27 protein-coding genes are annotated in these 25625 nt (G+C 58.4%); 9 read left to right on the top strand and 18 right to left on the bottom strand.

The window, feature by feature from the left end; genetic code table 11:
- The first annotated feature begins 295 nt into the window (after positions 1 to 295).
- Positions 296 to 1348: a transglutaminase-like domain-containing protein gene (locus WX88_RS23230; RefSeq protein WP_231590776.1), complete on the top strand. Its 1053-nt coding sequence runs from the start codon at positions 296 to 298 to the stop codon at positions 1346 to 1348.
- A gap of 301 nt (positions 1349 to 1649) precedes the next feature.
- Here WX88_RS23230 and bluB read toward each other — a convergent pair whose 3' ends face one another.
- The 3 genes from bluB to WX88_RS23215 all read right to left on the bottom strand — a co-directional run bounded on the left by bluB (position 1650) and on the right by WX88_RS23215 (position 4757).
- Positions 1650 to 2297: a 5,6-dimethylbenzimidazole synthase gene (bluB, locus tag WX88_RS23225; protein ID WP_046246826.1), complete on the bottom strand. Its 648-nt coding sequence runs from the start codon at positions 2295 to 2297 to the stop codon at positions 1650 to 1652.
- A gap of 254 nt (positions 2298 to 2551) precedes the next feature.
- Complete coding sequence (locus WX88_RS23220; protein ID WP_046246817.1) at positions 2552 to 3580, bottom strand: NADP-dependent oxidoreductase; 1029 nt, start codon at positions 3578 to 3580, stop codon at positions 2552 to 2554.
- A gap of 202 nt (positions 3581 to 3782) precedes the next feature.
- Positions 3783 to 4757, bottom strand: coding sequence for an aldo/keto reductase (locus WX88_RS23215; protein WP_046246816.1), 975 nt, complete (start codon positions 4755 to 4757; stop codon positions 3783 to 3785).
- Positions 4758 to 4886: 129 nt separating this feature from the next.
- Here WX88_RS23215 and blaOXA point away from each other — a divergent pair, with 129 nt between their 5' ends.
- The gene (gene blaOXA, locus WX88_RS23210; RefSeq protein ID WP_046246815.1) at positions 4887 to 5699 is read left to right on the top strand and encodes a class D beta-lactamase; all 813 of its coding nucleotides are present in this window, start codon (positions 4887 to 4889) and stop codon (positions 5697 to 5699) included.
- Positions 5700 to 5715: 16 nt separating this feature from the next.
- On the opposite strand, the gene WX88_RS23205 is transcribed toward blaOXA, so the two are convergent.
- From WX88_RS23205 to WX88_RS23195, 3 genes are all read right to left on the bottom strand, one after another.
- Positions 5716 to 6432, bottom strand: coding sequence for a DUF421 domain-containing protein (locus WX88_RS23205; protein ID WP_046246814.1), 717 nt, complete (start codon positions 6430 to 6432; stop codon positions 5716 to 5718).
- Between the two features lie 168 nt (positions 6433 to 6600).
- A complete protein-coding gene (gene gloA2, locus WX88_RS23200; protein ID WP_046246813.1) occupies positions 6601 to 6990 on the bottom strand; it encodes an SMU1112c/YaeR family gloxylase I-like metalloprotein in 390 nt (129 codons plus the stop codon).
- A 116-nt stretch (positions 6991 to 7106) separates the two neighbouring features.
- Positions 7107 to 7295 carry a hypothetical protein gene (locus WX88_RS23195; protein WP_156176375.1) on the bottom strand — a complete coding sequence of 63 codons (189 nt, stop codon included), beginning with the start codon at positions 7293 to 7295 and terminating at the stop codon, positions 7107 to 7109.
- Positions 7296 to 7412: 117 nt separating this feature from the next.
- Here WX88_RS23195 and WX88_RS23190 point away from each other — a divergent pair, with 117 nt between their 5' ends.
- The gene (locus tag WX88_RS23190) at positions 7413 to 7793 is read left to right on the top strand and encodes a hypothetical protein (protein ID WP_156176374.1); all 381 of its coding nucleotides are present in this window, start codon (positions 7413 to 7415) and stop codon (positions 7791 to 7793) included.
- A gap of 175 nt (positions 7794 to 7968) precedes the next feature.
- Here the strand turns inward: WX88_RS23190 and WX88_RS23185 are convergent, their stop codons facing one another.
- The 5 genes from WX88_RS23185 to WX88_RS23165 all read right to left on the bottom strand — a co-directional run bounded on the left by WX88_RS23185 (position 7969) and on the right by WX88_RS23165 (position 12796).
- Complete coding sequence (locus WX88_RS23185; RefSeq protein WP_052733024.1) at positions 7969 to 9084, bottom strand: hypothetical protein; 1116 nt, start codon at positions 9082 to 9084, stop codon at positions 7969 to 7971.
- Positions 9085 to 9158: 74 nt separating this feature from the next.
- On the bottom strand, positions 9159 to 9989 hold the full coding sequence (locus tag WX88_RS23180) for an oxidoreductase (protein ID WP_046246810.1): 831 nt from the start codon (positions 9987 to 9989) through the stop codon (positions 9159 to 9161).
- A 95-nt stretch (positions 9990 to 10084) separates the two neighbouring features.
- Positions 10085 to 11215: an alkene reductase gene (locus tag WX88_RS23175; protein WP_046246809.1), complete on the bottom strand. Its 1131-nt coding sequence runs from the start codon at positions 11213 to 11215 to the stop codon at positions 10085 to 10087.
- Between the two features lie 65 nt (positions 11216 to 11280).
- Complete coding sequence (locus tag WX88_RS23170; protein ID WP_046246808.1) at positions 11281 to 11634, bottom strand: SnoaL-like domain-containing protein; 354 nt, start codon at positions 11632 to 11634, stop codon at positions 11281 to 11283.
- Between the two features lie 526 nt (positions 11635 to 12160).
- A complete protein-coding gene (locus tag WX88_RS23165; RefSeq protein ID WP_046246807.1) occupies positions 12161 to 12796 on the bottom strand; it encodes a peroxiredoxin-like family protein in 636 nt (211 codons plus the stop codon).
- Between the two features lie 284 nt (positions 12797 to 13080).
- On the opposite strand from WX88_RS23165, the gene WX88_RS23160 reads away from it, so the two are divergent.
- The gene (locus WX88_RS23160) at positions 13081 to 14427 is read left to right on the top strand and encodes an amidohydrolase family protein (protein ID WP_046246806.1); all 1347 of its coding nucleotides are present in this window, start codon (positions 13081 to 13083) and stop codon (positions 14425 to 14427) included.
- Between the two features lie 385 nt (positions 14428 to 14812).
- Here WX88_RS23160 and WX88_RS23155 read toward each other — a convergent pair whose 3' ends face one another.
- Positions 14813 to 16282, bottom strand: coding sequence for an alpha-amylase family glycosyl hydrolase (locus WX88_RS23155; protein ID WP_052733023.1), 1470 nt, complete (start codon positions 16280 to 16282; stop codon positions 14813 to 14815).
- Positions 16283 to 16472: 190 nt separating this feature from the next.
- Here WX88_RS23155 and WX88_RS23150 point away from each other — a divergent pair, with 190 nt between their 5' ends.
- The 4 genes from WX88_RS23150 to WX88_RS23135 all read left to right on the top strand — a co-directional run bounded on the left by WX88_RS23150 (position 16473) and on the right by WX88_RS23135 (position 20033).
- On the top strand, positions 16473 to 17708 hold the full coding sequence (locus WX88_RS23150; protein ID WP_046246805.1) for a helix-turn-helix domain-containing protein: 1236 nt from the start codon (positions 16473 to 16475) through the stop codon (positions 17706 to 17708).
- A gap of 305 nt (positions 17709 to 18013) precedes the next feature.
- On the top strand, positions 18014 to 18547 hold the full coding sequence (locus tag WX88_RS23145) for a hypothetical protein (protein ID WP_046246804.1): 534 nt from the start codon (positions 18014 to 18016) through the stop codon (positions 18545 to 18547).
- 126 nt (positions 18548 to 18673) lie between these two features.
- The gene (locus WX88_RS23140) at positions 18674 to 19225 is read left to right on the top strand and encodes a YceI family protein (RefSeq protein WP_046246803.1); all 552 of its coding nucleotides are present in this window, start codon (positions 18674 to 18676) and stop codon (positions 19223 to 19225) included.
- Between the two features lie 112 nt (positions 19226 to 19337).
- Positions 19338 to 20033: a phosphatase PAP2 family protein gene (locus tag WX88_RS23135; RefSeq protein ID WP_072053088.1), complete on the top strand. Its 696-nt coding sequence runs from the start codon at positions 19338 to 19340 to the stop codon at positions 20031 to 20033.
- A 249-nt stretch (positions 20034 to 20282) separates the two neighbouring features.
- Here the strand turns inward: WX88_RS23135 and WX88_RS30435 are convergent, their stop codons facing one another.
- The 3 genes from WX88_RS30435 to WX88_RS32195 all read right to left on the bottom strand — a co-directional run bounded on the left by WX88_RS30435 (position 20283) and on the right by WX88_RS32195 (position 21179).
- Positions 20283 to 20486 carry a recombinase family protein gene (locus WX88_RS30435; RefSeq protein WP_156176373.1) on the bottom strand — a complete coding sequence of 68 codons (204 nt, stop codon included), beginning with the start codon at positions 20484 to 20486 and terminating at the stop codon, positions 20283 to 20285.
- 68 nt (positions 20487 to 20554) lie between these two features.
- Positions 20555 to 20707 carry a recombinase family protein gene (locus tag WX88_RS29060; RefSeq protein WP_231590775.1) on the bottom strand — a complete coding sequence of 51 codons (153 nt, stop codon included), beginning with the start codon at positions 20705 to 20707 and terminating at the stop codon, positions 20555 to 20557.
- The gene (locus tag WX88_RS32195) at positions 20652 to 21179 is read right to left on the bottom strand and encodes a DUF1801 domain-containing protein (protein ID WP_072053087.1); all 528 of its coding nucleotides are present in this window, start codon (positions 21177 to 21179) and stop codon (positions 20652 to 20654) included. The genes WX88_RS29060 and WX88_RS32195 overlap by 56 nt, the downstream gene beginning before the upstream one ends.
- 70 nt (positions 21180 to 21249) lie before the next feature.
- Here WX88_RS32195 and WX88_RS30430 point away from each other — a divergent pair, with 70 nt between their 5' ends.
- Positions 21250 to 21402, top strand: a complete 153-nt coding sequence (locus WX88_RS30430; RefSeq protein WP_156176372.1) for a hypothetical protein — start codon at positions 21250 to 21252, stop codon at positions 21400 to 21402.
- Here WX88_RS30430 and WX88_RS23125 read toward each other — a convergent pair.
- From WX88_RS23125 to WX88_RS23115, 3 genes are all read right to left on the bottom strand, one after another.
- On the bottom strand, positions 21399 to 22694 hold the full coding sequence (locus WX88_RS23125; RefSeq protein ID WP_046246801.1) for a polysaccharide pyruvyl transferase family protein: 1296 nt from the start codon (positions 22692 to 22694) through the stop codon (positions 21399 to 21401). The two genes, WX88_RS30430 and WX88_RS23125, sit on opposite strands and share 4 nt — an antisense overlap.
- Before the next feature lie 58 nt (positions 22695 to 22752).
- Positions 22753 to 24033, bottom strand: coding sequence for an MFS transporter (locus WX88_RS23120; protein WP_046246800.1), 1281 nt, complete (start codon positions 24031 to 24033; stop codon positions 22753 to 22755).
- Positions 24034 to 24196: 163 nt separating this feature from the next.
- Positions 24197 to 25477, bottom strand: a complete 1281-nt coding sequence (locus WX88_RS23115) for a polysaccharide pyruvyl transferase family protein (RefSeq protein WP_052733022.1) — start codon at positions 25475 to 25477, stop codon at positions 24197 to 24199.
- Positions 25478 to 25625: the final 148 nt, after the last annotated feature.

Raw genomic sequence — 25625 nt, 5'->3', positions numbered from 1 at the left:
ACTGAAATATGCCTTTTATGTACAGATGATTAGAAAGTAAAAAACAGCAAATTACTTTCATTGCAACTAGTAGCTTAGCCGCTTTGCAGCTAGCCTGCACATGCCACAACGTCCCGCGCGGCGGGCCGTAACTTTAAATACTGCTGGGGTCTGATTGACCCTGACTGGTGGGCGCTACGGAAGCATCGCGTCAACGGGCACGGCGCTGCGCCTTGGCCGTTGAGTTGGAATATTTGTACTCCTCCAATCCAGCTGGGCCGACGACTGCCAGCAGCGACGTGCTTTTTTTGTGCTTGTGAAAATTTCTTTGTTGAATCGTCCAGCCGTTTGGGTTGTGTTGTTGAGCGCGTCCGTGCTGTTGTCTGGCTTCGCGGGGCCGAAACCCAGGCCGGCTGCTCCGGTGTCGCGTAGCCGCACCTTCGTCCTCACCAGCACCGCCACGGTGCCGGTGCCGCCCGCTGGCACCGTGGCCCTCGACCTCTGGCTACCTGTGCCGCACACCGATGCCAACCAGGATGTACGCAACCTGAAAATTGACTCACCGGTTTTCTATAAAATCGAGCAAGGTGCCTTCGGCAACCAGATGCTGCACCTGCGCCTTTCCAGGCACGACTCTGCCAGCATGCTCACCACGTCGCTGGTAGTGAAGCTCACGGCCCACATCACGCGCCGCGAACACCTGAACCTGCGCGCCCACACGCCGGCAACCGCCGGCAAGCCCGCCAAAAAGGAAAAACCCGACCCTGACCTGGCCCGTTGGCTGGCTCCCGACCGCCTTGTGCCCCTTGACCCCAAAATCAAGCAGCAAGCCCAGGAGGTGGTCGCGAAAGCCAACGCCAAAACGGACCTTGAAAAAGCCCGCGCCATCTACGAGCACGTGGTGAGTACCGTAACCTACGACAAAACCGGCCAGGGCTGGGGCCGCGGCGACATCTACTACGCCTGCGATGCCCGCCGCGGCAACTGCACCGATTTTCACGCCATTGTTATTGGCTACTGCCGGGCGGTGGGTATTCCAGCGCGGTTCAGTATCGGGTTGCCGCTGCCGCCCCAGCGCGGTAAAGGCGAAGTGAAAGGCTACCACTGCTGGGCCGAGTTCTTCACCCCCGAAACCGGCTGGGTGCCCGTCGATGCCTCCGAAGCGGCCAAAGACCCCAGCCGCCGCGCCTATTTCTTCGGTGCTCACGACGAAAACCGCGTGGAACTCAGCCGGGGCCGCGACGTGGAACTGGTACCCAGGCAAGCCGGCCCGCCGCTCAATTACTTCGTGTATCCCTACGCCGAGGCCGACGGCAAACCCCTGGAAGTGGCACGGACGTACGAGTTTGCGGACCTCGCCACGCCGTAGCGCGGCGTTGTGAAAGCAATTTATACGAATGATATCCGTCTTGCCCTCCGCGTTAATCTCACCCCCCGGCCCCCCCTCCCAAAAAGAGGGGGAACCAGCCGTACCTCGTTTGTGAAACTGCTGTAGAAGCAGTTTGATAAGTTGCTAATAGCACGATGTAGAGACGCTACCCTTGGCGTCTCGTCGTCCGCGCCGTTTGCCTAGCCGCGCCGTTCGCGCCCGTCATCGTTCAACGACGAGACGCCAAGTGTGGCGTCTCTACACCGGGCGGGCTACCGCATACCCTCATCAGAGAGCTGCTTTAAACCTGGCCCCAGGCATCTTTATAAAACAGCTCATCCAGCGAGCGGCGGCTGTCCCACTCTTCTATTTCCAACATGGGCGCTGGGTAAAAGCTTTCGACATGACCCACGCAGAGGACGGCAACCGGCTCGCTGTCGGCGGGCATTTGGCAGAGGTCCCGTAAATGGTTGGGGTCGAACAACGAAACCCAGCCAACGCCAATCCCTTCGGCGCGGGTGGCCAGCCAAAAGTTTTGAATAGCACAAGACACCGAAGCCAAATCCATGTGGGGCATGGTGCGCCGACCAAATACATGGTTTTCGCGCTGCTCCATCAACCCCACTACCAGCACTTCCGCACACGTCAGAATGCCTTCAACTTTCAATTGCATAAATGCTTCGGCCCGCTGCCCGAGCGCGTGAGCGGTGCGCACCCGCTCTTCATTTACGTGGGCATGAATGCGCTGCCGCAACTCCGGACTCACTACCCGGATGAACCGCCACGGCTGCATGTACCCCACGCTGGGCGCCCGATGAGCCGCCTCCATGAATCGGTGCAGCTGCTCGGCGTCGACTGGAGCAGGTGTAAAATGGCGCATATCCCGTCGCTCATAAATGGCCCGGTACACGCCCCTGATTTCCGGCGCGGAGAATTGATGCTGATTCATGAATAGGTGTCGCGCATCGTCCATCAATAATAAACGCTGCCAGATTTTGGTGGTGTGATGCGCTTAACCTTCATCCAACCAGGCGTTCGAAACCACGAGGCGGTCCGGCCGGACATGGCGCCGCATCTTGGCATGGATCTACTAATCCTCTCGTTTTAAGAACCTCACGCCAGATGCGGCGCCATGCCCGGCCGGACCGCCGGATTGGGGTAAACCGCTGCTTATTCAACTACTGAAAGCTGCGCGCTGCTTGTTTATGGGGCCAGCACCAGCTTGCCGAAGTTCTCGCCCGAAAACAGCTTGAGCAACGCCGGGAGGAAGTTCTCGATGCCGTGCTCGACGTGCACTTTGGGCGAACGCAGCTTGCCTTCGTGAATCCAGCCGGCCATTTCGCGGGCGGCGGTACCGTAGTTGGCGGCATTGTCGAACACGATGATGCCTTCCATGCGGGCGCGGTTTACGAGGAGGGAAAGGTAATTGGAAGGGCCTTTGACGGGCGTCGTGTTGTTGTACTGTGAGATGGCGCCGCAAATCACTACGCGGGCCTTGAAGCGGAGCTGCGCCAGCGCCACGTCCAGGATTTCACCACCCACGTTGTCAAAATAAACGTCAATGCCCTTGGGGCAGGCGGCGCGCAGGGCCTTGTTCACGTCTTCGGTTTTGTAGTTGATGCAGGCATCGAAGCCCAACTCGTTTACGCAGTAGTCAACTTTGGCCTGGTCGCCGGCGATGCCCACCACATGGCAGCCCTTCAGCTTGGCAATCTGGCCCACCACGCTGCCCACGGCCCCGGCCGCGCCGGATACCACCACGGTTTCGCCTTCCTTGGGCTGGCCCGTATCCAGCAGACCAAAGTAGGCCGTGAGGCCGGGCATACCGAGGGTGGCGAGGTAGGCTTCGAGGGGCGCGATGCTAGTATCCACTTTTAAGAGGTACTCGGGGCTGCTAGGGTCGGTGGCCCCGGCACCCACCACGGCGTATTGCTGCACCCCGAGGTTGCCGGTCACGTAGTCGCCCACGGCGAAAGCGGGGTTTTGAGATTCAACTACTTGCCCGGCGCTGCCCGCCCGAAATACTTCGCCAAGCTGAATGGGCCGGATGTAGGATTTGCCCTCATTCATCCAGCCACGCATGGCGGGGTCGAGGGAAATAAAGTTGAGTTTCACCAGCACCTGGCCTTCAGTAAGTGGTGGCATCTCAATGGTTTCGATGTCAAGATTGGCCGGCTGGGGTAGTCCTACTGGGCGCGACGCCAGTTTCACGCGGGTGTTGGTGAAGGTCATAGAGTGGTATGGTGGGAAGTGGGAGAAGTGGGAGAGATTAGGAGGAAGTGGGAAAGTTGGGAAGGTAAAAGAGGCCGTCATGCTGAGCGCAGTCGAAGCATCTCGCTCGGGGCAGTAATTCAATCGTTGAACGACATTGAATTACTGCTGCACGCGAGATGCTTCGGCTGCGCTCAGCATGACGGTGAAACGATTTGATTAGTTAAGCCTGCGAACCTGTGGCCGCTGCCGGCTGCGCTTGCTCCAGCGTCTGCACATCCTCCGCCGTCAGCCGCAGCTCGGTGGCTTTGAGCAACTCCGTGACTTGGGCCACGCTGGTGGCACTGGCGATGGGCGCGGCCACGCTCGGCGCCTGCATCAGCCAGGCCAGGGCTATCTGGGCGGCCGTGGCTTGCTGGCGGTCGGCCACGGCGTCGAGGGCGGTGAGAGTGGAAAGGCCCTTCTCATTCAGATATTTCTGGCCCACGCCACCACCGCGCGGACTCTTTTGCAAGTCGGCGGCCGAGCGGTATTTGCCGGTAAGGAAGCCGGCGGCGAGGCCGTAATACGGAATGGCGCTGATGTTTTCGCGGAGTAGGAGCGGGGCCAGATTCTTCTCAAAATCCTCTCGGTCGTAGAGATTATAGAGGTTTTGCAGCGTCTCATAGCGCGGAAAACCGTGCTGCTGGCTGGCGGCGAGCGACTCACTCAGGCGCTCGGCGGTGAAGTTGGAGGCGCCAATGACGCGCACTTTGCCCTCCTGCACTAGCTGGGCGTAGGCTTCGAGTGTTTCCTCCACGGAGGTGGTGGGGTCGTCTTTGTGCGATTGGTAGAGGTCGATGTAGTCGGTTTGCAGGCGCTTTAGAGAGCCTTCCACGGCGCGGAGGATGTAGTCTTTCTTCAGGCCCTTGTTGTCGGCATTCACTTCCCAGCCCACTTTGGTGGCGATGACGACGTCGTCGCGCCGTCCGCGCCGTTGCAGCCACTTGCCGATGATGGTTTCGGACTCGCCACCCACGTGGCCCGGTACCCACACCGAGTATCCGTCGGCGGTATCGATGGCGTTGCCCCCGCCGGCCACGAAGGCGTCGAGCACGGCGAAGGACGTGGCTTCGTCGCTGGTCCAGCCGAAGACGTTGCCACCGAGAATAAGCGGCGAAATGGAAAGGCCGGAGCGGCCGAGTTCACGGGTTTGCATAGTTTCAGGTGAAATGAGGAGGGAGGCAAGGCGGCCCTGGTAGTGGGGCGCGCTGTTTAACCGGTACCGGGGCTGGCAGGTTGTGCCCAGCGGTCCTGGTTCGGTACTTTGCAGCCCCATTCGCTGCCTATGCGCCTCTTCCTATTGCTGTTGCTGCCGTTCGTTTTTGCCGGGTCGGTGCCCAGGCCGTCCGTGGTAGAGCGGGATTTCGGCGCTTATTTCCGGGCCCGCCAGCTGCGTGGCTCCTTTTTGCTCTTCGACCCGCAGGCTAACCGGTACACTGCCTATAATGCCGCCCGCTGCCGCGAGGGCTTCTTGCCGGCGTCCACATTCAAGATTCCCAATACTATCATTGGCTTCGAAACCGGCGTCATTCGCGATACCAGCCAGGTATTCAAGTGGGACGGTGTGCGGCGCACGTTCGGCACCTGGAACCGCGACATGACACTGGCCGAGGCCCTGCGGGTGTCGTGCGTGCCGTGCTACCAGCAGGTGGCGCGGGTGGTGGGGGCTAAGCGCTACCAGCAGTGGCTCCCTAAGCTGAGGTTTGGCAAAATGGTGGTGACGGCCGCTACCGTCGACTCGTTCTGGCTGGTGGGCCCCTCGCGCATCACGCAGTTCGAGGAAATTGACTTTCTGCGCCGCTTGCATGCTAATGAGCTACCGGTTTCGGCCCGCAGCCAGCACCTGACCAAGCAGTTGCTGCTGCTCCAACAAACTCCGCAGTACCGCCTCTACGGCAAAACCGGCTGGACTAGTGCCGGACCTCGGCGCAACAATGGCTGGTTTGTGGGTTGGCTGGAACAGACCAGCGGCCCCGTTTATTTTTTCGCCCTCAACCTGGAGCCCGCCCCCGGCCTGCCTGCCGACGAGCGTTTCACTGCCGGTCGCCGCGTCATCACCGAGCAGATTTTAACCGAGCTGGGCTTGCTGAAAAAGTAAACCGGGCTGGGAGGCACTAGGGAATGCGGCGCGTGGTGCAGGCGGGGCGCCAGCGGCCCTCGCGGCATATGGGGCAAGCCACGGCATTGGTAGGGCGTAGCTCCAGCACGTGGCCGCACGTCACGCAGGCGTGGGGGCCCACGGTGGCAATGGTTTCGCTGGCCTGGGCCAGGTCCTGCGGCATGATGCACAGGCCCGGACAAACCTCGGCATCTTCGTAAAAAAACAGGCTCATTTCACCAGTGGCTTCGCTGTACACGGCTTTGAGCTGGCCCAGGTGCTCGACCTGATGCTGGCGCAGAGCCCCAAATAACTCCTTGTGAGTGAGATTTTGCCTGTGGAAATTGTCCCAATGTAAGCGGCCGTTTTGGAGCAGCAATATTTCCCGGCCCTCCATCCAGTCGCTAAATTTGGGGTATATCTCAGTGAGGTAATTGAAAACCCAATAGAGCCCCATTACCACGCTAAACACGATGACGGCGTGGCTGAGCGGCACCTCGGGATAAAACATGGTGTCGCCCGCAATCGAGCCCAGCCCGATGACGATGCTCAGCTCGAACAGCGAGAGCTGCTTCACGCTACGCCGCCCGGTGATGCGCAAGGCAGCCAAGAGCATCAGGTAGGTTATGGCGCAGCGGAAGGCCACTTCCAGAGCGTAGAGCGGCGAGTTCTCGCCCGGCCACCAAAGGCGCTGCCAGTCGAAAGGCGTAACGGATTCAGCCAAAAAAAGCATAGGAGGGCACGGAAGAATGAATGGCCCGCCAATAATAAAAGGGTCACTATATGCATGCCTTGAGGAGCAAGGCCGAGCATATTGGTTGGAGCGGAGCGCCCTGTCAGTACGTTAAGCCCGGCAGTAGAGGTTGCGCTGAGCGCCAAGGCTGCGGCCTTCCGGGGGCGCTCAGACCGCATAAAATTCCAGGGGTAGGCCGTCGGGGTCGGCGAAGAAGGTGAATTGCCGGCCTGTCAATTCATCGGTTCGAATCGGTTCGCAGGGCACCGCGTGCTGCTCCAGCCACTGAATGGCGGCCGGCAAATCGGCCACGGCGAAAGCAAGGTGGCGCAGGCCGGCCGCCTCGGGCCAGCTCGGGCGGGGCGGCGGGTTGGGAAAAGAGAATAATTCCAGCACGTACTGCCCGCTCACGGCCAGGTCCAGCTTGTAGGAGTCGCGTGCGGCGCGGTAGGTTTCGGCCAGCACTTCCAAGCCGAGGATTTCAGTATAGAAGCGCTTAGAAATGGAGTAATTAGAGCAGATGAGGGCAACGTGGTGCAAGCCAAGGAGGGGCGGCATGGGGCGAAAATGAGTGAGAGGTTACGGCAAAACTACCCAAGTACTTAACAGCTCGTCCTACCGGACTTTCTCAAGCCCAAAGTTTGAACGTTGGAGCAGCCTAGTCAGCACAATGCCTACTGGGTAGCGTCGACGTAAGCTCCGGTCAGCCTGCAAAATTCTTGCGCCGCCGGGGCGAAAACATCCTGCTGGGCGTGCGGGCCGGGCCTGAGCACTGCCATTACCTTCGGTAGTTTCAGCACCACGACGGGCCGGGCCAATACGTGGGTAACTTCGCGGGGACGCTCTACAATATAAATACCCAAGCTCAAGTGACTTGGCCAAAGGTAAGTTCTCCGTTAACTGCAAGCAGGATACGCCCTAACCTGCATCTGAAAGCGCGGCCCAACTGGTTCTTCTCTCACCTCAACGTTTCCTCTTTCATGAGTAGCAATCGTTCTTTCCTGTTCGTCCTTCTTAGCCTGATGCTAACCCTGAGCTTACTACCGCGTCAGGGCGCCGCGCAGGGCCGTAACAGCCAAGCGGCGGCCCAAGCGTTGGCCACGCAGATTACCGAAACGCTCGCCCTCACCGCACCGCAACAACAGCAGTTTCAGGCACTCTGGCAGACGACAGAACGGGGGCATTACGCCACTACCTGGGCCACGTTCCAGACGCAGCTGGCGGCTATTATGCAGCCGGGTGGCAGCGCCGAGCAAACCCATCGGCTAACGCAAAACGCCCCCGTGCTGGCCAGTGCCTACCAAGAGCTGCAACGTCTGGTAAGCATCAACCCCCAGCCCGAACCGCCCGGCAAAAACTAGTCGTGCTTCCATCGGTGCCGACAATAAGGTAAGTTCGGTTCTACTCGTGAAAGCCTTCTGCTACTTGTCTGTTCTTGTAACAGGGTTTAAACTAAATACTGATAACCAGACTGTGGACTGGCTCTGAAAGCCGGTTTCATTGGTCTGGTTATCAGTATTTAAAAGAAATAACTTCTTAGCGCCGGCCGCTAAGCGAGAACGGTAGTTTCTGCAGGGAGAAAGTGGCGACTGGCGGCTGGGTGCCGGCCAGCAGTTGGCCCAGGAACGAATACAGGACGTACACATCGTCGCCAACGACGGTCACGGTGGTGGGGGCCACAGGACCGGTCGCGTCGGTAGCGAAGGAGTTGACCTGACGGGCGGAAGTCCAGTTGTTCTGGGTTTCGAAAGCGGCTATGCTGCTGGCGCCGCGTGAGCCACCAGCTCCGTTGTTGACCACAATCAGGCGACGGCCGTCGCGGCTCAGCAGCAGCCCGTCGGGGAAAATGGTGGCCCCGTTCAGGTTGATTTCGGTGATAGTGTTGGGCTGCCGCAACGATATTTTCAGCAGCTTCTGGTCGTCGAACTTGGCCACGATGAGGTAGCCATCGGGATGGTAGACAATGCCATTCAATCCAAAGCCGACGCCGTTGGGAGTGGGAGCCAGGGCCGCATTTTCTACGAATACCGAGGCGTGGCCCGCCGGCGTCACCTTGTAGATGAGCCCGGAGAAACTGTCCGTCACGTAGGCATTGCCGGCGAAGTCGGTGGTCACGTCGTTGGCTACGTGGGGTAGATTGGGCCGCAGGTCGCTCAACCGGACGAGGGCCTGACGGCGCCCGCTGGCCTGGTCATAAATGGCCAGTAAGGCTTGCTTACCAGTTGTTTGTGGAGTGCTGCGCGGGCTGACGCCGATGTCGCCAGCAGCTACCAGCACCCGGCGCCGGAGCCTATCGAGGCGAACACCAAAGCTGCTAATCAGTGCCGAATCCTGCGCGAAAGGGTGGTACGTTCCCGTTGCCGACACGGTGCCTACCTGGCCCTTGGCCGCCGAACTCACCAGAAAAGTGTTCCGATATTGGTCGTAGGCCACGCCTTCGGGGTACAACCCCTGGCTAACAAAATCAACGCGGTCGGGGACGCGGCTGCGAAAGCCCCGGAGGTCGCTGCTGATTTCGGTGTCGGGCGTTGCGGCGGGTTCTACTGGTTCCGTGGTGTTGCAAGCCGTAGCAAGCAAACCGGTGGCTGCTATTAGCACCCGTTGGGAGTTAGCCAACGCGTGCAGGGAGCGGAAGGATGAAAGAAAATTCATGGGAAGTTGTTTTACTGAATAGGTTAGGGTGAAAATGAGCTGGCTTGAGGGGCCTGCACGGCAAGAGCTACCGGCTAGAAAACGGCCTGCTCCGCAATCTGCCGGTTGGCGTTCAGGTCGTTTTGAATGCTTTCTATTTTTGCCGTAATGGTCCCGATGGCGATTTTGCCCAAGGGCAGTCGCAGTGGTGGTTGCTCGGCATTTGCTACATCAATAATGGCTTGGGCGGCTTTGGCTGGGTCGCCTTCTTGCTTGCCGTCTACTCCCTTTATCCTTTCGCGGAAAAGCCCGGCCGTGGCGTTGTAGTCGTCGATTACGGCGGTGGCTAGCCCAAAGCCGGGGCCGGCAAAGCTGGTCCGAAATGGGCCGGGCTCGACGATGGTGAGCTTGATGCCCAGCGGCGCGATTTCCTGCGCCAGTGCTTCGCTGAAGCCTTCCAAGGCAAACTTGCTGGCGTTGTAAATTCCAAAACCCGCGAAGGCTTTTACTCCGCCGTGGGAGGAAATCTGGATAATGTGTCCGCTTTTTTGCCGCCGGAAAACGGGCAGCAGAGCTTGAGTCAGCTTTAAGGTGCCGAAGAAGTTGGTTTCAAAAATTGCCCGGATTTCGGGTAAACTCGTTTCCTCAATGGCCCCGGCAAAACCAACGCCGGCATTGTTGACCAGCACGTCAATCTTGCCAAACTTGTCGATGGCCTGCTGAGCGACTTCCTCAATTTGTTTTTCGTCGTTCAGATTCAAGACGAAGGCAAAGCCCTTGTTTGCATTCGCGGCGTTGAACTCATCGGCTTGCTGCTGCTGCCGGAATGTGCCCAGCACAAAGGCATCTTTTTCGATAAGCGCCTGAGCCAGCGCCCGGCCCAGGCCACTGGAAATTCCGGTGATAAACCAAATTCGCTTTTCCATACATTCGTTTTTTAGATAAGTCAGGGTTGTAGCTGCCGCTTCGTCGGAGTTGCGCCAAGCTGGTAATGCGGCCGCGGTTGGGTGTGGCTTCCGGGCTAATTCTGGAGTTCCAGAGCCGGGCCAGCGGCGGCAAAACTGGGGTAGTCGATGTAGCCAGTGGCCCCACCCGTGTAAAAAGTTGCCGCATCGGCCTCCGCCAACGGTAGCTGTTGGGCAATGCGAGTCGGCAAATCGGGGTTGGCAATAAAATAGCGGCCGTAAGCCACCGCATCTGCTTCCTGGTTCTCGATGGCCTCGCTGCCGGAATCAATGGTGTAGCCACCATTCACGATGAGCACACCCTGAAAGCGGCGCTTGATTTCCCGGAAAAAACCAGCCGGCATTTCTGCCGTGCCAAAAGCGGCCTGATTGAATAAATGCAGGTACGCCACCCCTGATTTCCGCAATTCCTCGGCCAGGTAGTAGTACGTTGCCCGGACGGTCTTCTCATCGTAGGCCGTCATGTCGTGCAACTGGCCGAAGGGCGTGAACCGAATGCCTACCTTACCAGCACCGTGTTTTGCCACGATGGCACTGGTGATTTCCAGGGACAGCCGGGCCCGGTTTTCAACGCTGCCCCCGTACTCATCGGTCCGGATGTTGACGTGGGGGTTTAAAAATTGCTCCAGCAAGTAGCCGTTTGCCGCGTGAATTTCCACGCCGTCGAAGCCCGCCGCGAAGGCGTTGTCGGCCGCTTGCACAAACTCTTTTTGCACCAGCAGAATATCCTCGGTCGTCATTTCTTTGACGTCCCCGGCTTGTACCTGAATGAGCGTGTTCTGGTAGTCTAAAATGCTCACCTGTGCCTGCGCCCGCACCAACGAAGGTGCCAGCGGCGCCTGGCCTTTCAGAAAAAACGGGTGCGACAGGCGCCCGGTATGAAACAGCTGAGCAAATATTCGTCCACCCGCGGCATGAACCGCAGCCGTTACCAGCTGCCAGCTCTGCACTTGTTCGGCCGACCACATGCCCGGCGTGCCAACGTAGCCTACGCTATTTTCGGAAACGTGCACCGCTTCCGTAATGATAAGGCCAGCGCTGGCCCTTTGGCCGTAGTAAGTGGCCAGCAGCTCGTTGGATAAATCGCCGGGCCGGGTGGCGCGGCTGCGGGTCAGGGGCGCCATGATGACCCGGTTTTTCAGGGCGTACGCTCCCAGCTGCAGGGGAGCCAGCAAGGTGTTTTCCATCGGTATTTTCCGGAATATGCCCGCAGCCGCCACCTTTCTCGCAGCGGCTGCGAACAAAGACTGACTTAAGCAATAAATCGTTCGCGGATGATTTTCCCGTCCTGCCAATCCTGAATGGCTACCTCCACAACTTTAGCCGGACCATTGTCAGCATGGTCATAATCAAGCGACCAGACCAGGAAGCTTCTGTTTCCTTTCACGATTTTACCTACTGCGGTAAAATCACGAACTTCCACCACTTTTGATAAAAGCTCAACGCCTACTTGTCTATTAGCAGCTTTACCGTAGTGCGTTATGCCATCAAGGTCGGTCTTCTCAAGGTCGTCATGATAGAAGGTGTCAAAGGCTTCGAGGGCTTTTCCCGCGGCCATCGTGGCAATTAACTCGTCTAGCTGCGCTGCAATTTGTTGCTCTGTCATGACTGTAGTTTTTGTGGGTTGAATGATGACACAAAATTGCAGTCCTGCTAAGCCGGGCAGTTAAAACGAAAGCGACCTTATTCGGTAGATTTCGGAGATTGGCGCTGAACACATGCTAAGGAAGTTCTTGCGGCCGCCGCGCGGGGCCTTCTCACCCAAAGTGCTGTCAGCAGATGTTAGGTCTTCTTTCCCGAATGAGCACGCAGATTAAAATGGTTTCGTAGTCGGGGTAGAGTTGTAGAGACGTGACACTTCGCGTCTCGTCGTTGCACGGTCTAAGCCGTGGGTTTTAACAATAGCAGAGGCCATAGGCAGTAGATGCGCATCTACTGCCTCTATTATTGGCCATCCACTCCACAGTTGTACCAATAGCCACCTTTAAAGCTGCATCTCAACGTGGGGCCAGGCGGCCGCACACAGCTAGCACCACGCCGTCGCTCGTGATGCAGAGCGGGCAGATGCCGAATCGAGAAAACAGCCCCAATTTTTTGTATCGGAGTAGAAGGCGGCCACCGGCCCAGCGGGCTTAGCGTAAGAAATTTTTGATGCTGGCCAGCGGCAGCTCGTCGCCAATATAACGGCCATAGTGGGCCACGGCTACCGTGCCCTGTTCGTCAATTAGGAACTCGGCCCCGATGCGATTTTTGTTGCCATCTTGCTTCATGGGTTGAGTAAAGAGTTTTTTACCTTCGCGGGCTTTGCTCAATCCCCCATGAAATAGCGAATTCAGCACTTTGCTGGCCGATATTTCCAGGCCATAGAGCTGGTAGAGGGACTGGTCTGGATTGGGTACCATCACAAAGGGCATGGGCTGCCCGGTCAGGTATTCCCGCAGGTGCTCGGGTGTAGATTCGTACACCGCTACCACCGTGAGGTTGTGCGCCTGGAAGTAGTTTGCCTGCTCCAGCAGCTCGTACATCCGTCGGTTGCACACGGGGCAACCCACGTTGCGCATGAACAGGAGCAGCACTCTGTGGCCCTTCAGGCTGGCCAGCGAAACGGGCTGGCCGTTGGTGTCAACGGTCGAGAAATTTCGGGCGGATTGCCGCGCCTGCACCCTAGTGGGCGTGGCGGTAGGCGGGGTAGCCAGCCCCGGCAGGGTCAGTAGCAACAGCGCGATGACGAACAGGCGCTGGCAGCGCGCAGCTGAAAGGGTTATCATAGATGCCGGTATTTTAAGGATTGGTTGTCCTTTGATACCTTTCCTTGGAGGGTTATCACCCACGGCCGGCATTTTCACCTTCATTAACCAGCTAAATAAGCGGTTAGCATCGGCTGTTCAACTGGCCGTCAGCGTGCCCACGTCTTTGTCAATACGCTGCAATGGGCGTAGTTGGAAAGAAGCCCTTGAAGGATTAGCCCGCTGTCAGACAGTACTTGCTACCTACATTCGCTGGGCCGGGCACGGCTCGTAAGCAGTGCTAACCAAGGCCTTCCCTTCAGATTATGATAAAACGCTATTTCCACCAACTCATCGGGTTTCTCTCCTCATTGCTGCTCTTCTTGACTATGCCTGCGGCGGCTCAAAGCCTCCCGGAACAGCCACTGAGCGCGATAAAATGCGGCCGACTGCTGGATGTGAAATCAGGCAAAGTTCTGACCAATGCCGTGGTGCTCATCAAAGGCACCACTATTCTGAAGGTCGGAACCGGGCTGGCTATTCCCGCCGAGGCCAAGGTACTTGACTTGGGCAATGCTCTGGTGCTGCCGGGCCTTATCAATGCGCACACGCACCTGCTGCAAAACTATGATGCCGCCTTAGGGGGCGACGACCAGAATATGGTGCTCACTGTGGCCCAGTTGGGTACCACGCGCCGGGCGCTGCTGGGCGTCGCCATGGGCCGCGAGGCCCTGGAGGCCGGCATCACCACCGTCCGCGACGTGGGCAACAGCGGCATCAACGGCGATGTGGCCTTGCGCGACGCCATTGAAGCTGGTTGGGTGGTGGGGCCGCGCATAGTGGCTTCCACCCGGGCCCTCTCGGCGGCTGGCGGGCAGTTTGGACAAGTTACCGCGGCGGCGCAGTCTCTGATTGAGCAGGAGTACGTCGCGGTCAGTGGCGTGGAGGAAGCCCGGCGGGCCGTACGCCAGGCCCTGTACGACGGCGCCGACTGCATCAAGGTCATCGTCAATACCGGCCCTCGGGTGCTTTCGCTCGATGAGCTGAAGGTTATTGTGGAGGAGGCCCACCGCGTGGGGCGCCCGGTAGCCGCCCATGCCACTAGCGCGCAGGCCACCCGCATTGCCGCCGAAGCTGGCGTGAATTCCATCGAGCACGGATATACCATTCCGGATGACGTACTACGGCTGATGGCAACCAAAAAGATTTTCCTGGTGCCCACCGATTACCTAGCCGATTACTACGCCATTATCAGCCCGGCTCCAGCCCAGGCCACGCCCGAGCAGCGCCAGCAGCAGCAAGCCGGCACTCAGGCCTTTGTGGCTGCCAGCCAAAAACGGCTGGCCCGTGCTATCAAGGCAGGGGTCCGCATCGCGGCCGGCTCCGATGAGTATTATCAGGTGCCCGGCAAAACCCGCGGGCAAAGTAGTCTGCTCATTTACCGCGCCTACGCAGCGGCCGGCATGCCCCCGCTCGACATCATCCGGGCCGCCACACTCAACGCCGCCGACCTGTTGGGCCTGAAGGACAAAATAGGTGCGCTCGAACCAAATATGGCCGCCGACCTCATTGCCGTAGAAGACAATCCCTTAGCCGATATTACCGCCCTGGAACAGGTGCGGTTTGTCATGAAAGGCGGCAAGGTTATCAAAAACGAGCTTCCCGGCAAATAAATACCACCCTCCGTGTACCGGACTGAGCAATAGCGCGAACTTTGCAGTCCGCGTCCCTGAACGATGGAACGGCTTAGGGATGCCAACTGCAAAGTTCGCGCTACACTATACCAATTAGTCGTTGCTATTGGAGAAACCCTGCCATCACAGCCTTGGTATCTACTTTCACGCCCTTTTGGCTTATCTGCACGCCGGGTGCCTTTACTTTAGTGTTGTTGCTGAATACACTTATAATAATTTTTTTAATTTAATAAAAACCCTTGGCATTTTGAAGCTTATCTTTATTTGCTGTGGGCTAAAGTACGCATTCTTAACATTGTTAAATTCGTCGGTAAAAGGTGCATGCTGTCTTAATTACAGTGCCGTGTTTATGTTGAGCCGCTTACTAAAGCCCAGTTTGCTCCCAAACCTGAAAGCCGTGAGGTGGTAATACAATGGGCTTGACATCATCCTTCGGGCCGGCAGTATCCGTGGCGAAACTTAGAACTGTGCGGTAGTGTCCACCGCGTGAGTCAGGGATTTTCGGTAGCTCAATGCCTTGAGGTTTATCACTCAGATTTAGGGCTACTACTACGGCTTCGGTGTTTTTGCGGCGGTCAAAAAGCACGGTTTGAGCGGGGCTGGGCAGCAGCCGGAATGCTGAGCTGGCATCAAAATTTCGCAGCGCCGGGTGTCGCTTCTTCAGCTGCAACAGCGTGGTGTAGAAGCCTTGTAGCGGGTAGCCGTTCCACGGAATAGTATCTTTATCGAAGAAGCGCAGGCGTTTTTTCAGGGCCGCCTCCTGGCCGTTGTAGAGCATGGGAATGCCCGGCCACAAGGCCGCGAGCACGGCCATGGGCTGAGCGTTAGCCCCGAGGCGCTCGTACTCGCTGCCGTCCCAGGCATTGATGTCGTGGGTGCTGGTGAAGGTCATCAGGTGCGTGCCGGGCGGGTACATCTGGCGCTCGGCGGCGAGGTAGTGGGCCAGTTCAGTGGTGGGTTTCTGGCCCCGGCCCAGGCTGTCGAGCAGGCCGTGCAGGTGCAGGGCGTAGGTGGCGTCGAAAGCCTTTTCCAGCAGGTGAGTATTGGGGGTGAACTCGCCTTCTTTAAGGAAGGTGGGCGGAAACAGCTCGTCCCACTCGGCCAGCATGAATACGGGTTTTATCCGCTCCAATTCTCGGCGGGTATCGTTCCAGAAATCAGTGGGCACAAGGCCAGCCACATCGGCCCGAAACCCGTCGATATCGGCATTTTTCACCCAATAAACCATACTTTCGGTCATGTACTGGCGGAGGGCGGGCTGGCGGTAGTCTAAGTCAATGACGTCCTGCCAGTCGGCCACGGGCGGGCGAAAATGGCCGAGACTGTCGCGGGTGTACCAGTCCGGGTGCTGGGTGGTGAGGGCATTATCCCAGCTGCTATGGTTGGCCACCCAATCAAGAATAACGTGCATGCTCAATCGGTGGGCTTCGTTCACCAGGTGCTGTAAGTCGGCCAGCGTGCCCAAGTCGGGGTTCACGGCGCGGTAGTCGCGCACGGAGTAGGCGCTGCCCAGGGTGCCCTTGCGGTGGCTCACGCCGATGGGATTGATGGGCATGAGCCAGAGAATCCCGACGCCCATTTTTTGCAAGCGCGGCAGGTGGGGCTCGAAGGCCCGAAATGTGCCCTCCGGCGTATACTGCCGCACATTCACCTGGTACAATGTGGCGGTGGCTGCCCAGGCCGGGTGCTTAATCGTGAACATATCTTTCGGAGGAGCTGCGGGTGCTACGGCCGTCGTTTGGGTTTCGGCCGGCGATTTGGTGCCGGACTGGCAGGCGCCAAGCAGGAGCGGTAGGAGCAGCCAGAACAGGTGACGGAAGGAGGGACGAGTCATGGTGCAAAGTAGTGGAAAGCAGGAAAGCCACAGGTCCCAGCATCTATACGTACGTTGTAGTTAACGTCTTTGCGTCTTTCGGCAGTGTCTGGAGTGCCTTTGGGAGGCGCAGACTACTGCGTGCCCGCTATGGCACTACTGCCCGGAGGCTGCATCTTTACGGGAGCCAGGCGGGCATTCTTAATTTCTTATGCAAATCACGATTTCCTTCATGGCGGTAGCGCTTTTTGCCGTTATCGCGCAGGCGCTGTTTGCGGCCGGGCTGCTGGCGGGGTCGCCCTTCAACCGGGTATCGAACCGCTTTCTGGCCTTGCTGATGGTGGCCATCGCCCTGTGGGTACTCGATGGATTTTTGCGCGTCTCGGGCCTGTACGGGCAGAACGCCGACTTGTATTTTTCTCCCATCTACTACTCGCTGGGGTTTGGGCCGCTGCTGTATTTCTATGTGCGCAGCTTGGTCAACTACGGGTTTCGCTGGCGGGCGAGCTACTGGTGGCACTTCGTGCCGGTGCTGGCGCAGGCGGGCTTGTACTGGTGGCTGCGTTTTCAGCCCTACGCGGTACGCAACGATTTTTGGCAGCAGGTCCACCGGCCGTTCACGTATCGGCTGGAATTTATTGGCACGTGGGTGTCGCTGATGGGGTATCTGTTTCTCAGCCTGCGTTTGCTGCGGCAGTACGGCCGTTGGCTGGAAGACAATTTCTCGGAAGCGTCGCGCCTGCGGCTGCGCTGGTTGCGGTGGCTGCTCGTGCTCCTGGCCGTAGTGAGCGTGCAGTGGCTGGCCGAGCTGGTGCTGCGCGAATTATTCGAGGTGTATTACCGCTACGATTATTCGACCGAACTGCTGGGCGTGGTGGTGTTCGTTATTGGCATTGTGGGCTTGCGGCAGGCCGATATGCGGGCCGTGCATTTCGTCCCGGAAATGGAAGTGGCAGAAGCGGAATTTCCGCCCCAAGCCACCCCCGCAGCTGCCCAAGGCGAGCCTGTTGCGGCCACCATAAAGTCCGAGCCGGAAACTGCGATTGAGACCGTAGCAACTCCCGAGACAGCCCATAGAAAGAGTACTGATTCACAACCCGCCAACCCGGCCGCGCCCGACCCACTCGTGATGGAGCGCATCCGCCACGCCCTGGTCGATGAGCGGCTCTACCAAAACCCCACCCTGACGCTGGCCGAATTATCGGCCCACACCGGCCTGCCCCCGCGCCTGATTTCCTTCACCGTAAACGCCGGTTTCGGCCGTTCCTTCAACGACCTGGTGAATGGCTACCGCGTAGCCGAAGTCCAGCGCCGCTTGGCCGCCCCCGATGCTCGCCGCTTCACCCTATTGGGCATCGCATTTGAGAGCGGCTTCAATTCCAAAACGACCTTCAACCGGATTTTCAAGCAAGTAACTGGCGTAGCCCCCCGGGATTATCAACCTTGAACGGCACGTAAGCTGGATAACTCCCCTCCTTACCAAGGAGGGGATGTTTCAGCGCCAGCTGAAACGGGGGTGGTTGAATTCGTTGAACGATGTCCGAACGACGCAGTGAAAACAAGTCTCAGTATGCCAGTGAATTGAATACAATCTTCCTTGCTGATGCGTAAACAGTTTATTCTAGAAGAGCAGGGTGATTTGTCGTTTTATATAGTCTCAAAACAGGTTTTGGGACGTCCCATATCCGGTTTTGGGGCGATGGACGGTAGGGGAGAAGGCCACCTTTGAGACGTACTTCAAACGTCCCGTTCATGACCCATTTTCTCTGGCTGGCCCTTGGCGCACTGGCCCTCCGCCCCGCCCTTGGCAGTGCTCAAACCACCCCCGCGCAGGTCTGGACCGACCGCACCCGCGTGCTGCCCGACGAACTACGCCGCCTCCCTGTCGGCCTCACGCTCTGGCACTCGCCCAACCCTGTTTATCCCGAATCCAATCCCGCGGTGCCGGGCGGCTACGTCTGGAAGCACCGCACCGCCGTGCGCGCCGAAGCCACCGACCTGGAGATTGTGAGCTGCGGCAGCTACATCTGGTACAGTGCCGCCGGCTGGCAAGCCAATCTGCACGAAACCCCTGCCGAATTCGCCGAGCTATTCAACTGCCCCGGCGGGAAGCTGAAGAAGGGCGTCACCTACACCTTCGCCCGCAACTACCGCTACGCCGCCAGCGCCAAAAGCCGCTACGGCGGCGATGCCCTTTGGTTCATTATCGCCAAAGATGCGCAAGGCCGCCTCTATAAAGGCTACGGACTGATTGAAACCGAAGCCGAGCCCCATTCCGCCAAGTGAAACCGTTGCACGAGATAGGGATGCAGCACTTTGCGTTTGGTCGTTGAACGTCGTGTCTTCCCTTCTCTCAAATACTTCACACCCCGAGCGCCCCGATTAAAAAATACCACTTACACTCCCAATATCATGAATAATCTGCTGATTTTTCTCTTCCCGTTCCTCGGCTTGCTCGCTGCCCACCCAGCCCCCACCACCTACCGGCTCGACTCTACGGCCAGCACTCTCACCTGGACCGGTCACGCCGAGGCCGGTTCCTGGGCTCCCCAAGGCACCATCCGGCTGCGGGAGGGCAGCATTTCGGCCGAAGGCCAAACCGTGCGCGCCGCGCGCATCGTGGTGGACATGGCCAGCATTGCCCACAGCCAAACGCAACTCGCCGAACACCTGCGCGGCACCGACTTTTTCGATACCGTAAAATACCCCACCGCCGTATTCGAGCTCACCGAATTCAAGGCCGGGCAGGCCCGGGGCGTATTCACCATCAAGGGCCAGACCAAGCCCGTGGATTTTCCGGTAAACATTGAGCTTACGCCGGGTGGCCTGCGTTTGCGCGGCACTGCCACGCTCGACCGCACCCAATTCGGCATCAACTATAACTCCTCTTCTTTTTTCCAGAACCTGGGCAGTTACGCCATTCGCAACGATTTTCAGGTAACGTTCGACATAATGGCGCGCTAGGGTATGACGCGGGGTTTAGGAAATAGCTATCTGCGAAGTCAAGCAAACGTCATCCGACGCCTCACGTAGAAGATAGCGGGCTGATATTTTGTCTCCCGCTCCCACTTTTGCCATGCCACCTGCTTCGTATTGGATGAGGTTACGCCACTTCCTGCGGGTGCATAAAGCATTATTTTTCTTAGGGTTTGTGCTGCCGTGGGTGGTGTTCGGCAGCATCTCATGGTCCGTTGTGGTTTTCGGCGGCTTCAGCTGCGACCAGCCAATTCTGCTGTTTTTGCATCAGCACGCCACCCCGTGGCTCGACAAGCTGGCCGTGGGCCTGACGGTCATCGGCAACACCGGCCCGATGGTCGCCACAACTCTGCTGATTATCGGTGGGTTGTTGCTGCGGGGCCGCCGTTCCCAGGCGCTGGCTTTCGTGCTTTCGGTAGGTGGGTCGATGCTACTGACTCAGGTAATCAAGTTCTTAGTAGCGCGGCCCCGCCCGGAACTATGGGCAAGCATTCACCCGGAAACCACGTATAGTTTTCCCAGTGGGCACGCCATGGACACCGCCGCGGTGGCTACGGCCGTTGGGTTTCTGCTGTGGCAGCATCGGGCCTACTGGCTGACCCGCACGTTGGGGCCCGTATTCGCCCTCAGCGTGGGCTGGGCGCGCCTGTACCTCGGCGTGCATTATCCCTCCGACGTACTGGCCGGCTGGGCCAGTGCCGTGGGCTGGGTGATAGGAGTGCAGGTGCTGGCAGCACTGGCCGTTCGCCAACCCCCACCTAAGGCTTCCGTCAAAGCCAAAGCGCCGCCACAATGAGTTCCACTTACTGCTAATGAGGTTTATCTGCCTCGTACCACACGCAGCGCACGCCGTCCTCGGTAAACTCATTGCCCAGCTGCAAGCCTATTTTTTCCAGAATCCGACGTGAGGCTGCATTGTCTACATTTTGTGAGAGCAAAATGAAAGTGCTTATTACCGGGCATCAGCGTCAGCACTTACTTATCAATGATCGTAAGCCCGCCAAGTATAGACGTGCATGGACCATTGCCAATGGGAGGCCGTCAACTACTGGCTCTTTCCTGATTCAATTCGTGGGTTGACTTCTTCCCGCACGATCAAAGGAATCTTTGCAGAAGCAACCCGCGTGGGCAGCCGCGCCACCATCGTCGCGTAGAAGTCTCGGCCACGGCGGGTGCGATAGCCGGCAGCGTTCAGTTCGGTGGCAATCTGACGCAGAGTGTGGCCGTGGCCGTTTAGCAGTCCCGCCAAGCGAGTGGTTTGGCGGTTGGGCTAGCTCTCGGCCGCGTTGCGCTGCATGGCCGCCCGTCCCTGGGCCATCACGCGGGGGGCAGGTTAGCTGGAGTGCCGAGCTGCGCTCCACGGGCTTTTTGGGCGGCGGATGTCTCCTTGGCCCGCTTGGAAATGGTTTCGCGCTCATGCTGGGCGATGACGGCGAACAGCCCCACGGTTAGGGTATTGGCATCGTGCATGTCGCAGCACACAAACTCGACGCCTGAGTCGCGCAGGGCAAAGATAAAGCTGGCGTTGCGCCAGAGGTGGCCTACCTCCTGGCCTGCGCGTCAAAACAATTAGTCCTGAGCCTCCGGTGGCCCAGTTATAGTTTGCGGCCAAGGCCGCTTGCAATAACGTCAACACGGCGGGCTCGAACACGGCGGCTTCGGTGCGCAGCAGCACGTGCCGAACGGTCTTGCCGCGGCACGTCAGGCAGCCCGCAGGGTCAGACAGGGCGGTGCCGCGCACAAAGCCCAGCACGACGTGGCCTCGTTTAGGCTGGGGATTCAAGTAGCACAACGCTCCGTGGAAGCTGTAAAACGGTATGTTCCATCTGAATTCCTCCCGTACGGCGGGGGCCAAGCTCACTAGAAGGGCCTGCAGGCGGCGGGTTACGGACTGCAACGGGGCCGGTAGTTCATCCAGAAAACACTCGACGGATTCGTTCATCAGAAATAGGGGTTCCACTAGAGTTGGAACAGGAATTCTCTTTAGCACGGCCTTCTACTACTCCTTGTCGGTGCTGGCCACGTTCTGGCTGTATTTTCACTACGCCTCCCGGCCCGCCCTCAAACGGTTCGTGGCCCAGCGCCGCACTGTTGCCCAACTGCTGTTGCTGGCTTGCATCGTCCTTACACTCGCGTTGGCCGCCCCACCGTCGACAGGGTCTTAAGCAGGTTGGCTGGCCTTCACCACCTCCCCCATCGTTTGGCGCAATCGGCTGAGGGCAAACGCCTGCGCCTTTACAGCTTTGGCCTTGGCCACAGCAGGGTCTTTTGCCAGAGCCAGCACGGTAGGGACCAAGCGCTTGGTATCGTCTTCGCAGTCGAAATTAAACAGCCATTCCTTCAGACCAATGTCTTCCCACATCACGCCCTTGCTGCTCTGCTCGACCCAACGGACTACAATAGCTGGAATGCCGTTGGCAATGCACATGATGGGGCTGTGCATCTCGTTGCCGAACAGCCCAGCGCTGCGCCGATAGATACCAACGGCTTCATCCAGAGTCCACGGGCGATTCAGCCACACCACTTTTTTCTGCACGTCGGCAGGCAGCTTATCGAGCAGCCACTCCTTGCCGATGCTCATCTCCGTTTCGTCCTCGTGGCAGATTAACACCTTCAGGGACGTTTCGCGGGTAACGGCGATGATGGCTTCGCGAAGGGGGCGGTGGTCGTGCTCCTTCATTTCCTCGTTGCGGTTGTTTCTTCCCCAGTCGAGCGGGCGGTTTTTGCGCACGTGCAGCCACGTAGGGGTAAATCGCTGCTTGGGGATACAACATAGAAACTTGCCACTCTCCAGTCCCTGCGCCTTTAGGAAAGCGTCTGCCGCCGGTTCGTTTCGTACGTCCAGGGCAAACACCGCGTCCGGAGAAAACTCCATGATGGGTGCATTGACACCATCCTGCTTAGCTTTCGCCAGGGACACCGAGTCGCGGAAATACGCGAACCGCGCTTTGCTGAGGGTTTCCTTTTCCTGGGTTCCGAAAACCCAGTGGCCGTACGTGACGCCATACACCCCAAACGGTTTGCCCGTACGTTTGTGAAAGGCCTCCGCATCGGCCCAGGCCAGCATATAGGGCCCGGAATTATGCAGCAAGAAGTCGGCGGAAGCGACGGCTGCCTCCAGCTCGGGGGTGGAAGCCTGGCCCGCGGCGTCGAGCTTGCCCTGCGCGATGCGCAGCTTCGGGAACCGCTGCTTTAACATGGTCACCTCTTGGTCCGGCAGATAATCGTAAAATGGCCAGAAGGTGACGATGGCGTCGGGTAAGTATTTTTCCAAAAGCACCAGCACGCCTGGCGTGTGAGCAATGTCGCCGATGTTTTCTGTTTGCCAGCCTGAGCGCAGCAGAATGTGGCGGGACCGGGGCGCTACCGCCAATAAGGCATCGATGGGCAGCAGCGACACGCCACACAAGGCGGTGGAAGCTTTTATAAACTGGCGGCGGTTTGGGAAAGTAGGCATTATAAACAACGGTAAATGGTTTTTGAATGGGACTCAGAGCCAGCCTTTAGGCAGCGCTCTACTGTTCCACGTAGTTGAGGTCCTTGCCGTAGCTCTCGGGTAAGGTGCTGACTGCCCAAAAGGCCACCGCCAGCGTGAATGCGCCCAGCATTGCCGCGCCCGGCACGAAGCCAAATATCCCGCTCAGGTACTGAAAGGCAGGCACCAGCAGCACCACCGCGCCCCGGGCGAAGTTGGGGGCCGTAGTCGCCACCGTGGCCCGCAGGTTGGTGCCAAACTGCTCGGCCGCCACCGTCACAAACAATGCCCAGAAGCCCACCGAAATGCCCAGCACAAAGCATACCGCGTAAAAGGTGGTGGGCGAAGCGCCTTTCAAGCCAAAGAGATACACCGCAACCAAAATGGCGCAAAATGCCAGAAACACTTGCAGCGCTTTGTTGCGGCTGTGCCAGAGCTGACTCAGTGCTCCACTTATAAAATCGCCGAATACCAGCCCGAAGTAGCACCAAAATACCGCCAGCCCGGCAGTTACTTCCCCGGTGATGCCCAGCGCCCGCCCAAACTCAGGGGCCAGCGTAACGAGAATGCCTACCACAAACCACAGCGGCACGCCGATGAGCAGGATGCGCAGGTACTTACCCAGCCGCGGCCCGTTGGTAAACAAACTCAGAAAATTGCCGCGCGACACTTCGCCCTGGGCCTGCACTTGCTGGAATATGCCCGACTCGAACACGCTCACCCGCAGCAGCAGCAGTGCCAATCCCAACCCGCCGCCCACGAAATAGGCGTTGCGCCAGCCTAGCTTCTGACCAACCAAATAAGCCAGCATGGCTCCGCTCACGCCGATGGTGGCCACTATCATCGTGCCGTACCCGCGCTTTTCTTTGGGCAAGCTTTCGCTCACGAGCGTGATGCCCGCGCCCAGCTCCCCCGCCAGGCCCACGCCGGCAATAAGCCGCAGCCAAGCGTACTGATCCACCGTCTGCGCGAAGCCGTTGGCCAAGTTGGCCAGCGAGTACAGTAGTATGGACCCAAACAATACCGAAAGGCGCCCATTCTTATCCCCGAGGATGCCCCATAGAATACCGCCAAGCAGCATGCCGCCCATCTGCATGTTGATGAGAAACAAGCCCTGGTAGGTGAGCTCGGCCGGAGCCGTGACGCCCAACTCGTTGAGGCTGGCGACCCGCACGATGCTGAACAGAATCAGGTCGTAGATATCAACAAAGTAGCCCAGCGCGGCCACGATGACGACGGCAGAGAACAGCTTCGTTGTTGATGGAGAAGTTTCTTGCCCTGGTACGGTTTCGGGGCTCTCGGGTAGTTTGCTAACAGACATGAACAGGTGGAATGAGATATTCTTGAAGGGAGGAGAAAGAAGTGGCCAGGCGGCGATGCCGTCGGTTCCAGCACATAGCTGATAAATTGTTCGCCCTCGAGTTGCGGTTCCTGCTTCTGGTTGGCATGAAGTCCGACACTGGTTCTACCATTTCTACCATTATTTATGTCTGAATGACTTTGGCTACTTCGCCGGCCATTTCCTGCTGCCGCTGCTTGACAAAGCCGCGCGCGGTACCCAGCTTGGCCAAAGCAACCGGGTAGTTTCCGTGGATTTCCAGCACCCGGCTGGCAATCTGAGCGCCAGTGCTGGTGTCAACTTCAAAAATCCAGTCGGCTAGGCCTACGTCGCGCCACATCTGGCCCTTGCTGGTATCGGTGGGCTGCCGGACCAGAATGGCGGGCACGTTGGCCTGAAACGCCATAATGGGCGAGTGCATTTCTAAACTCACCACGGCCCGGCTCCGTTCGTACACGGACGTGGCTTCGTCGGGCAGCCAGTAGGTTTCGCGCCACACCACGTTCTTCTTCACATCGTCGGGCAGCGGGTCCACCAAGTACTGCTTGGCCAGGGCCATCTCGTGGGTCATTTCGGGGCAAGCCAGCACCTTAAGTCCTGTTTTGCGCACCCATTCGATAATGACCTCCCGCAGCTTGGCGTGGTCCTGCTCTACAAACTGCTCGGAGATAGCCGCCCGACGCAGCTCTTCGGCCGTGGGAGTGGTGTTGTGAATCTTAAAATACGGTGTGTAGCGCAAACGCGGAATTACGCAGATAAACTGCTTTTCCGTCAGGCCAACCGAATTTAGATAGGCCTGCGCTTTTACTTTGTTGCGCAGCGGGATGGCAAACGTGGCATCCGGGCCAAAAGCCAGCACCGGCGACTTGATTCCTTCTTGTTGCAGTTGCTTCAGCGACACCGTATCCCGCAGGTACACAAAGGCAGCTCCATTGAGCAGGTCGGTCAGTTGTCCGTCTAGCTCCCCGCCAATCGTGACGCCAAATACGCCGTAGGGCTTGCCGGTAAGCTTACGCCATGCCTCCATATGGCTTTGAGCCAGCACCATCGGCCCGGACCCGTGCACGAAGATGTCGGCTTCCTTAAAAGCGGCCTGGAGGGCGGGCGTAGAGGGTTTGCCGACCTCGTCCAGCTTGCCTTCAGCGATAACCAGCTTGGGAAAATACGCCTTGAGCATCTCCGCTACGCCGTTATCCACGCTGGAAGGCCAGAGAATAAGCCGGGTGTTGTCGGGCAAATATTGCTTAAACACTTCCAGGGCGCCTGGCGTGTGCCCGATGTCCCCGATGTTGACCGTCTGCCAGGAGGAACGAAGGAGAATGGTCTTGGATTTAGCGCCAAACTCCTTGCCCACGCAGTTGGTAGCAGCCATGAAAATCATCAGGGATAACGACTGTTGCACAAATTCGCGGCGGTACCAGGGCATACTATTTTGACTAATAAATGATTGCAGGCGGGTGGCTTTCGGATTGGTTACCAGATTTTGTTACTTCCAGACTGTATTCACAGGTGGGCTATTGTTTTTTATAAATAATTACATCATGCCAAATTTCAATCATGGCTTAGTAAGCAGC

Origin of the sequence: Hymenobacter terrenus (assembly GCF_000972495.1) — a bacterium.
GTDB classification, from domain to species: domain Bacteria; phylum Bacteroidota; class Bacteroidia; order Cytophagales; family Hymenobacteraceae; genus Hymenobacter; species Hymenobacter terrenus.
This window is presented reverse-complemented; position numbering and strand designations above follow the sequence as displayed.

What these genes read in the sequence shown, in the direction of transcription:
- WX88_RS23160 (WP_046246806.1), top strand. Translation starts at nt 13,081, where the DNA reads ATGATAAAACGCTATTTCCACCAACTCATCGGGTTTCTCTCCTCATTG.
- WX88_RS23165 (WP_046246807.1), bottom strand. Translation starts at nt 12,796, where the DNA reads ATGATAACCCTTTCAGCTGCGCGCTGCCAGCGCCTGTTCGTCATCGCG.
- WX88_RS23125 (WP_046246801.1), bottom strand. Translation starts at nt 22,694, where the DNA reads ATGCCTACTTTCCCAAACCGCCGCCAGTTTATAAAAGCTTCCACCGCC.
- WX88_RS32195 (WP_072053087.1), bottom strand. Translation starts at nt 21,179, where the DNA reads ATGAACGAATCCGTCGAGTGTTTTCTGGATGAACTACCGGCCCCGTTG.
- WX88_RS29060 (WP_231590775.1), bottom strand. Translation starts at nt 20,707, where the DNA reads ATGCACGATGCCAATACCCTAACCGTGGGGCTGTTCGCCGTCATCGCC.
- WX88_RS23135 (WP_072053088.1), top strand. Translation starts at nt 19,338, where the DNA reads ATGCCACCTGCTTCGTATTGGATGAGGTTACGCCACTTCCTGCGGGTG.
- bluB (WP_046246826.1), bottom strand. Translation starts at nt 2,297, where the DNA reads ATGAATCAGCATCAATTCTCCGCGCCGGAAATCAGGGGCGTGTACCGG.
- WX88_RS23190 (WP_156176374.1), top strand. Translation starts at nt 7,413, where the DNA reads ATGAGTAGCAATCGTTCTTTCCTGTTCGTCCTTCTTAGCCTGATGCTA.
- blaOXA (WP_046246815.1), top strand. Translation starts at nt 4,887, where the DNA reads ATGCGCCTCTTCCTATTGCTGTTGCTGCCGTTCGTTTTTGCCGGGTCG.
- WX88_RS23185 (WP_052733024.1), bottom strand. Translation starts at nt 9,084, where the DNA reads ATGAATTTTCTTTCATCCTTCCGCTCCCTGCACGCGTTGGCTAACTCC.
- gloA2 (WP_046246813.1), bottom strand. Translation starts at nt 6,990, where the DNA reads ATGCCGCCCCTCCTTGGCTTGCACCACGTTGCCCTCATCTGCTCTAAT.
- WX88_RS23150 (WP_046246805.1), top strand. Translation starts at nt 16,473, where the DNA reads ATGCAAATCACGATTTCCTTCATGGCGGTAGCGCTTTTTGCCGTTATC.
- WX88_RS23205 (WP_046246814.1), bottom strand. Translation starts at nt 6,432, where the DNA reads ATGCTTTTTTTGGCTGAATCCGTTACGCCTTTCGACTGGCAGCGCCTT.
- WX88_RS23220 (WP_046246817.1), bottom strand. Translation starts at nt 3,580, where the DNA reads ATGACCTTCACCAACACCCGCGTGAAACTGGCGTCGCGCCCAGTAGGA.
- WX88_RS23140 (WP_046246803.1), top strand. Translation starts at nt 18,674, where the DNA reads ATGAATAATCTGCTGATTTTTCTCTTCCCGTTCCTCGGCTTGCTCGCT.
- WX88_RS23180 (WP_046246810.1), bottom strand. Translation starts at nt 9,989, where the DNA reads ATGGAAAAGCGAATTTGGTTTATCACCGGAATTTCCAGTGGCCTGGGC.
- WX88_RS23115 (WP_052733022.1), bottom strand. Translation starts at nt 25,477, where the DNA reads ATGCCCTGGTACCGCCGCGAATTTGTGCAACAGTCGTTATCCCTGATG.
- WX88_RS23145 (WP_046246804.1), top strand. Translation starts at nt 18,014, where the DNA reads ATGACCCATTTTCTCTGGCTGGCCCTTGGCGCACTGGCCCTCCGCCCC.
- WX88_RS23175 (WP_046246809.1), bottom strand. Translation starts at nt 11,215, where the DNA reads ATGGAAAACACCTTGCTGGCTCCCCTGCAGCTGGGAGCGTACGCCCTG.
- WX88_RS23170 (WP_046246808.1), bottom strand. Translation starts at nt 11,634, where the DNA reads ATGACAGAGCAACAAATTGCAGCGCAGCTAGACGAGTTAATTGCCACG.
- WX88_RS23215 (WP_046246816.1), bottom strand. Translation starts at nt 4,757, where the DNA reads ATGCAAACCCGTGAACTCGGCCGCTCCGGCCTTTCCATTTCGCCGCTT.
- WX88_RS23120 (WP_046246800.1), bottom strand. Translation starts at nt 24,033, where the DNA reads ATGTCTGTTAGCAAACTACCCGAGAGCCCCGAAACCGTACCAGGGCAA.
- WX88_RS23155 (WP_052733023.1), bottom strand. Translation starts at nt 16,282, where the DNA reads ATGACTCGTCCCTCCTTCCGTCACCTGTTCTGGCTGCTCCTACCGCTC.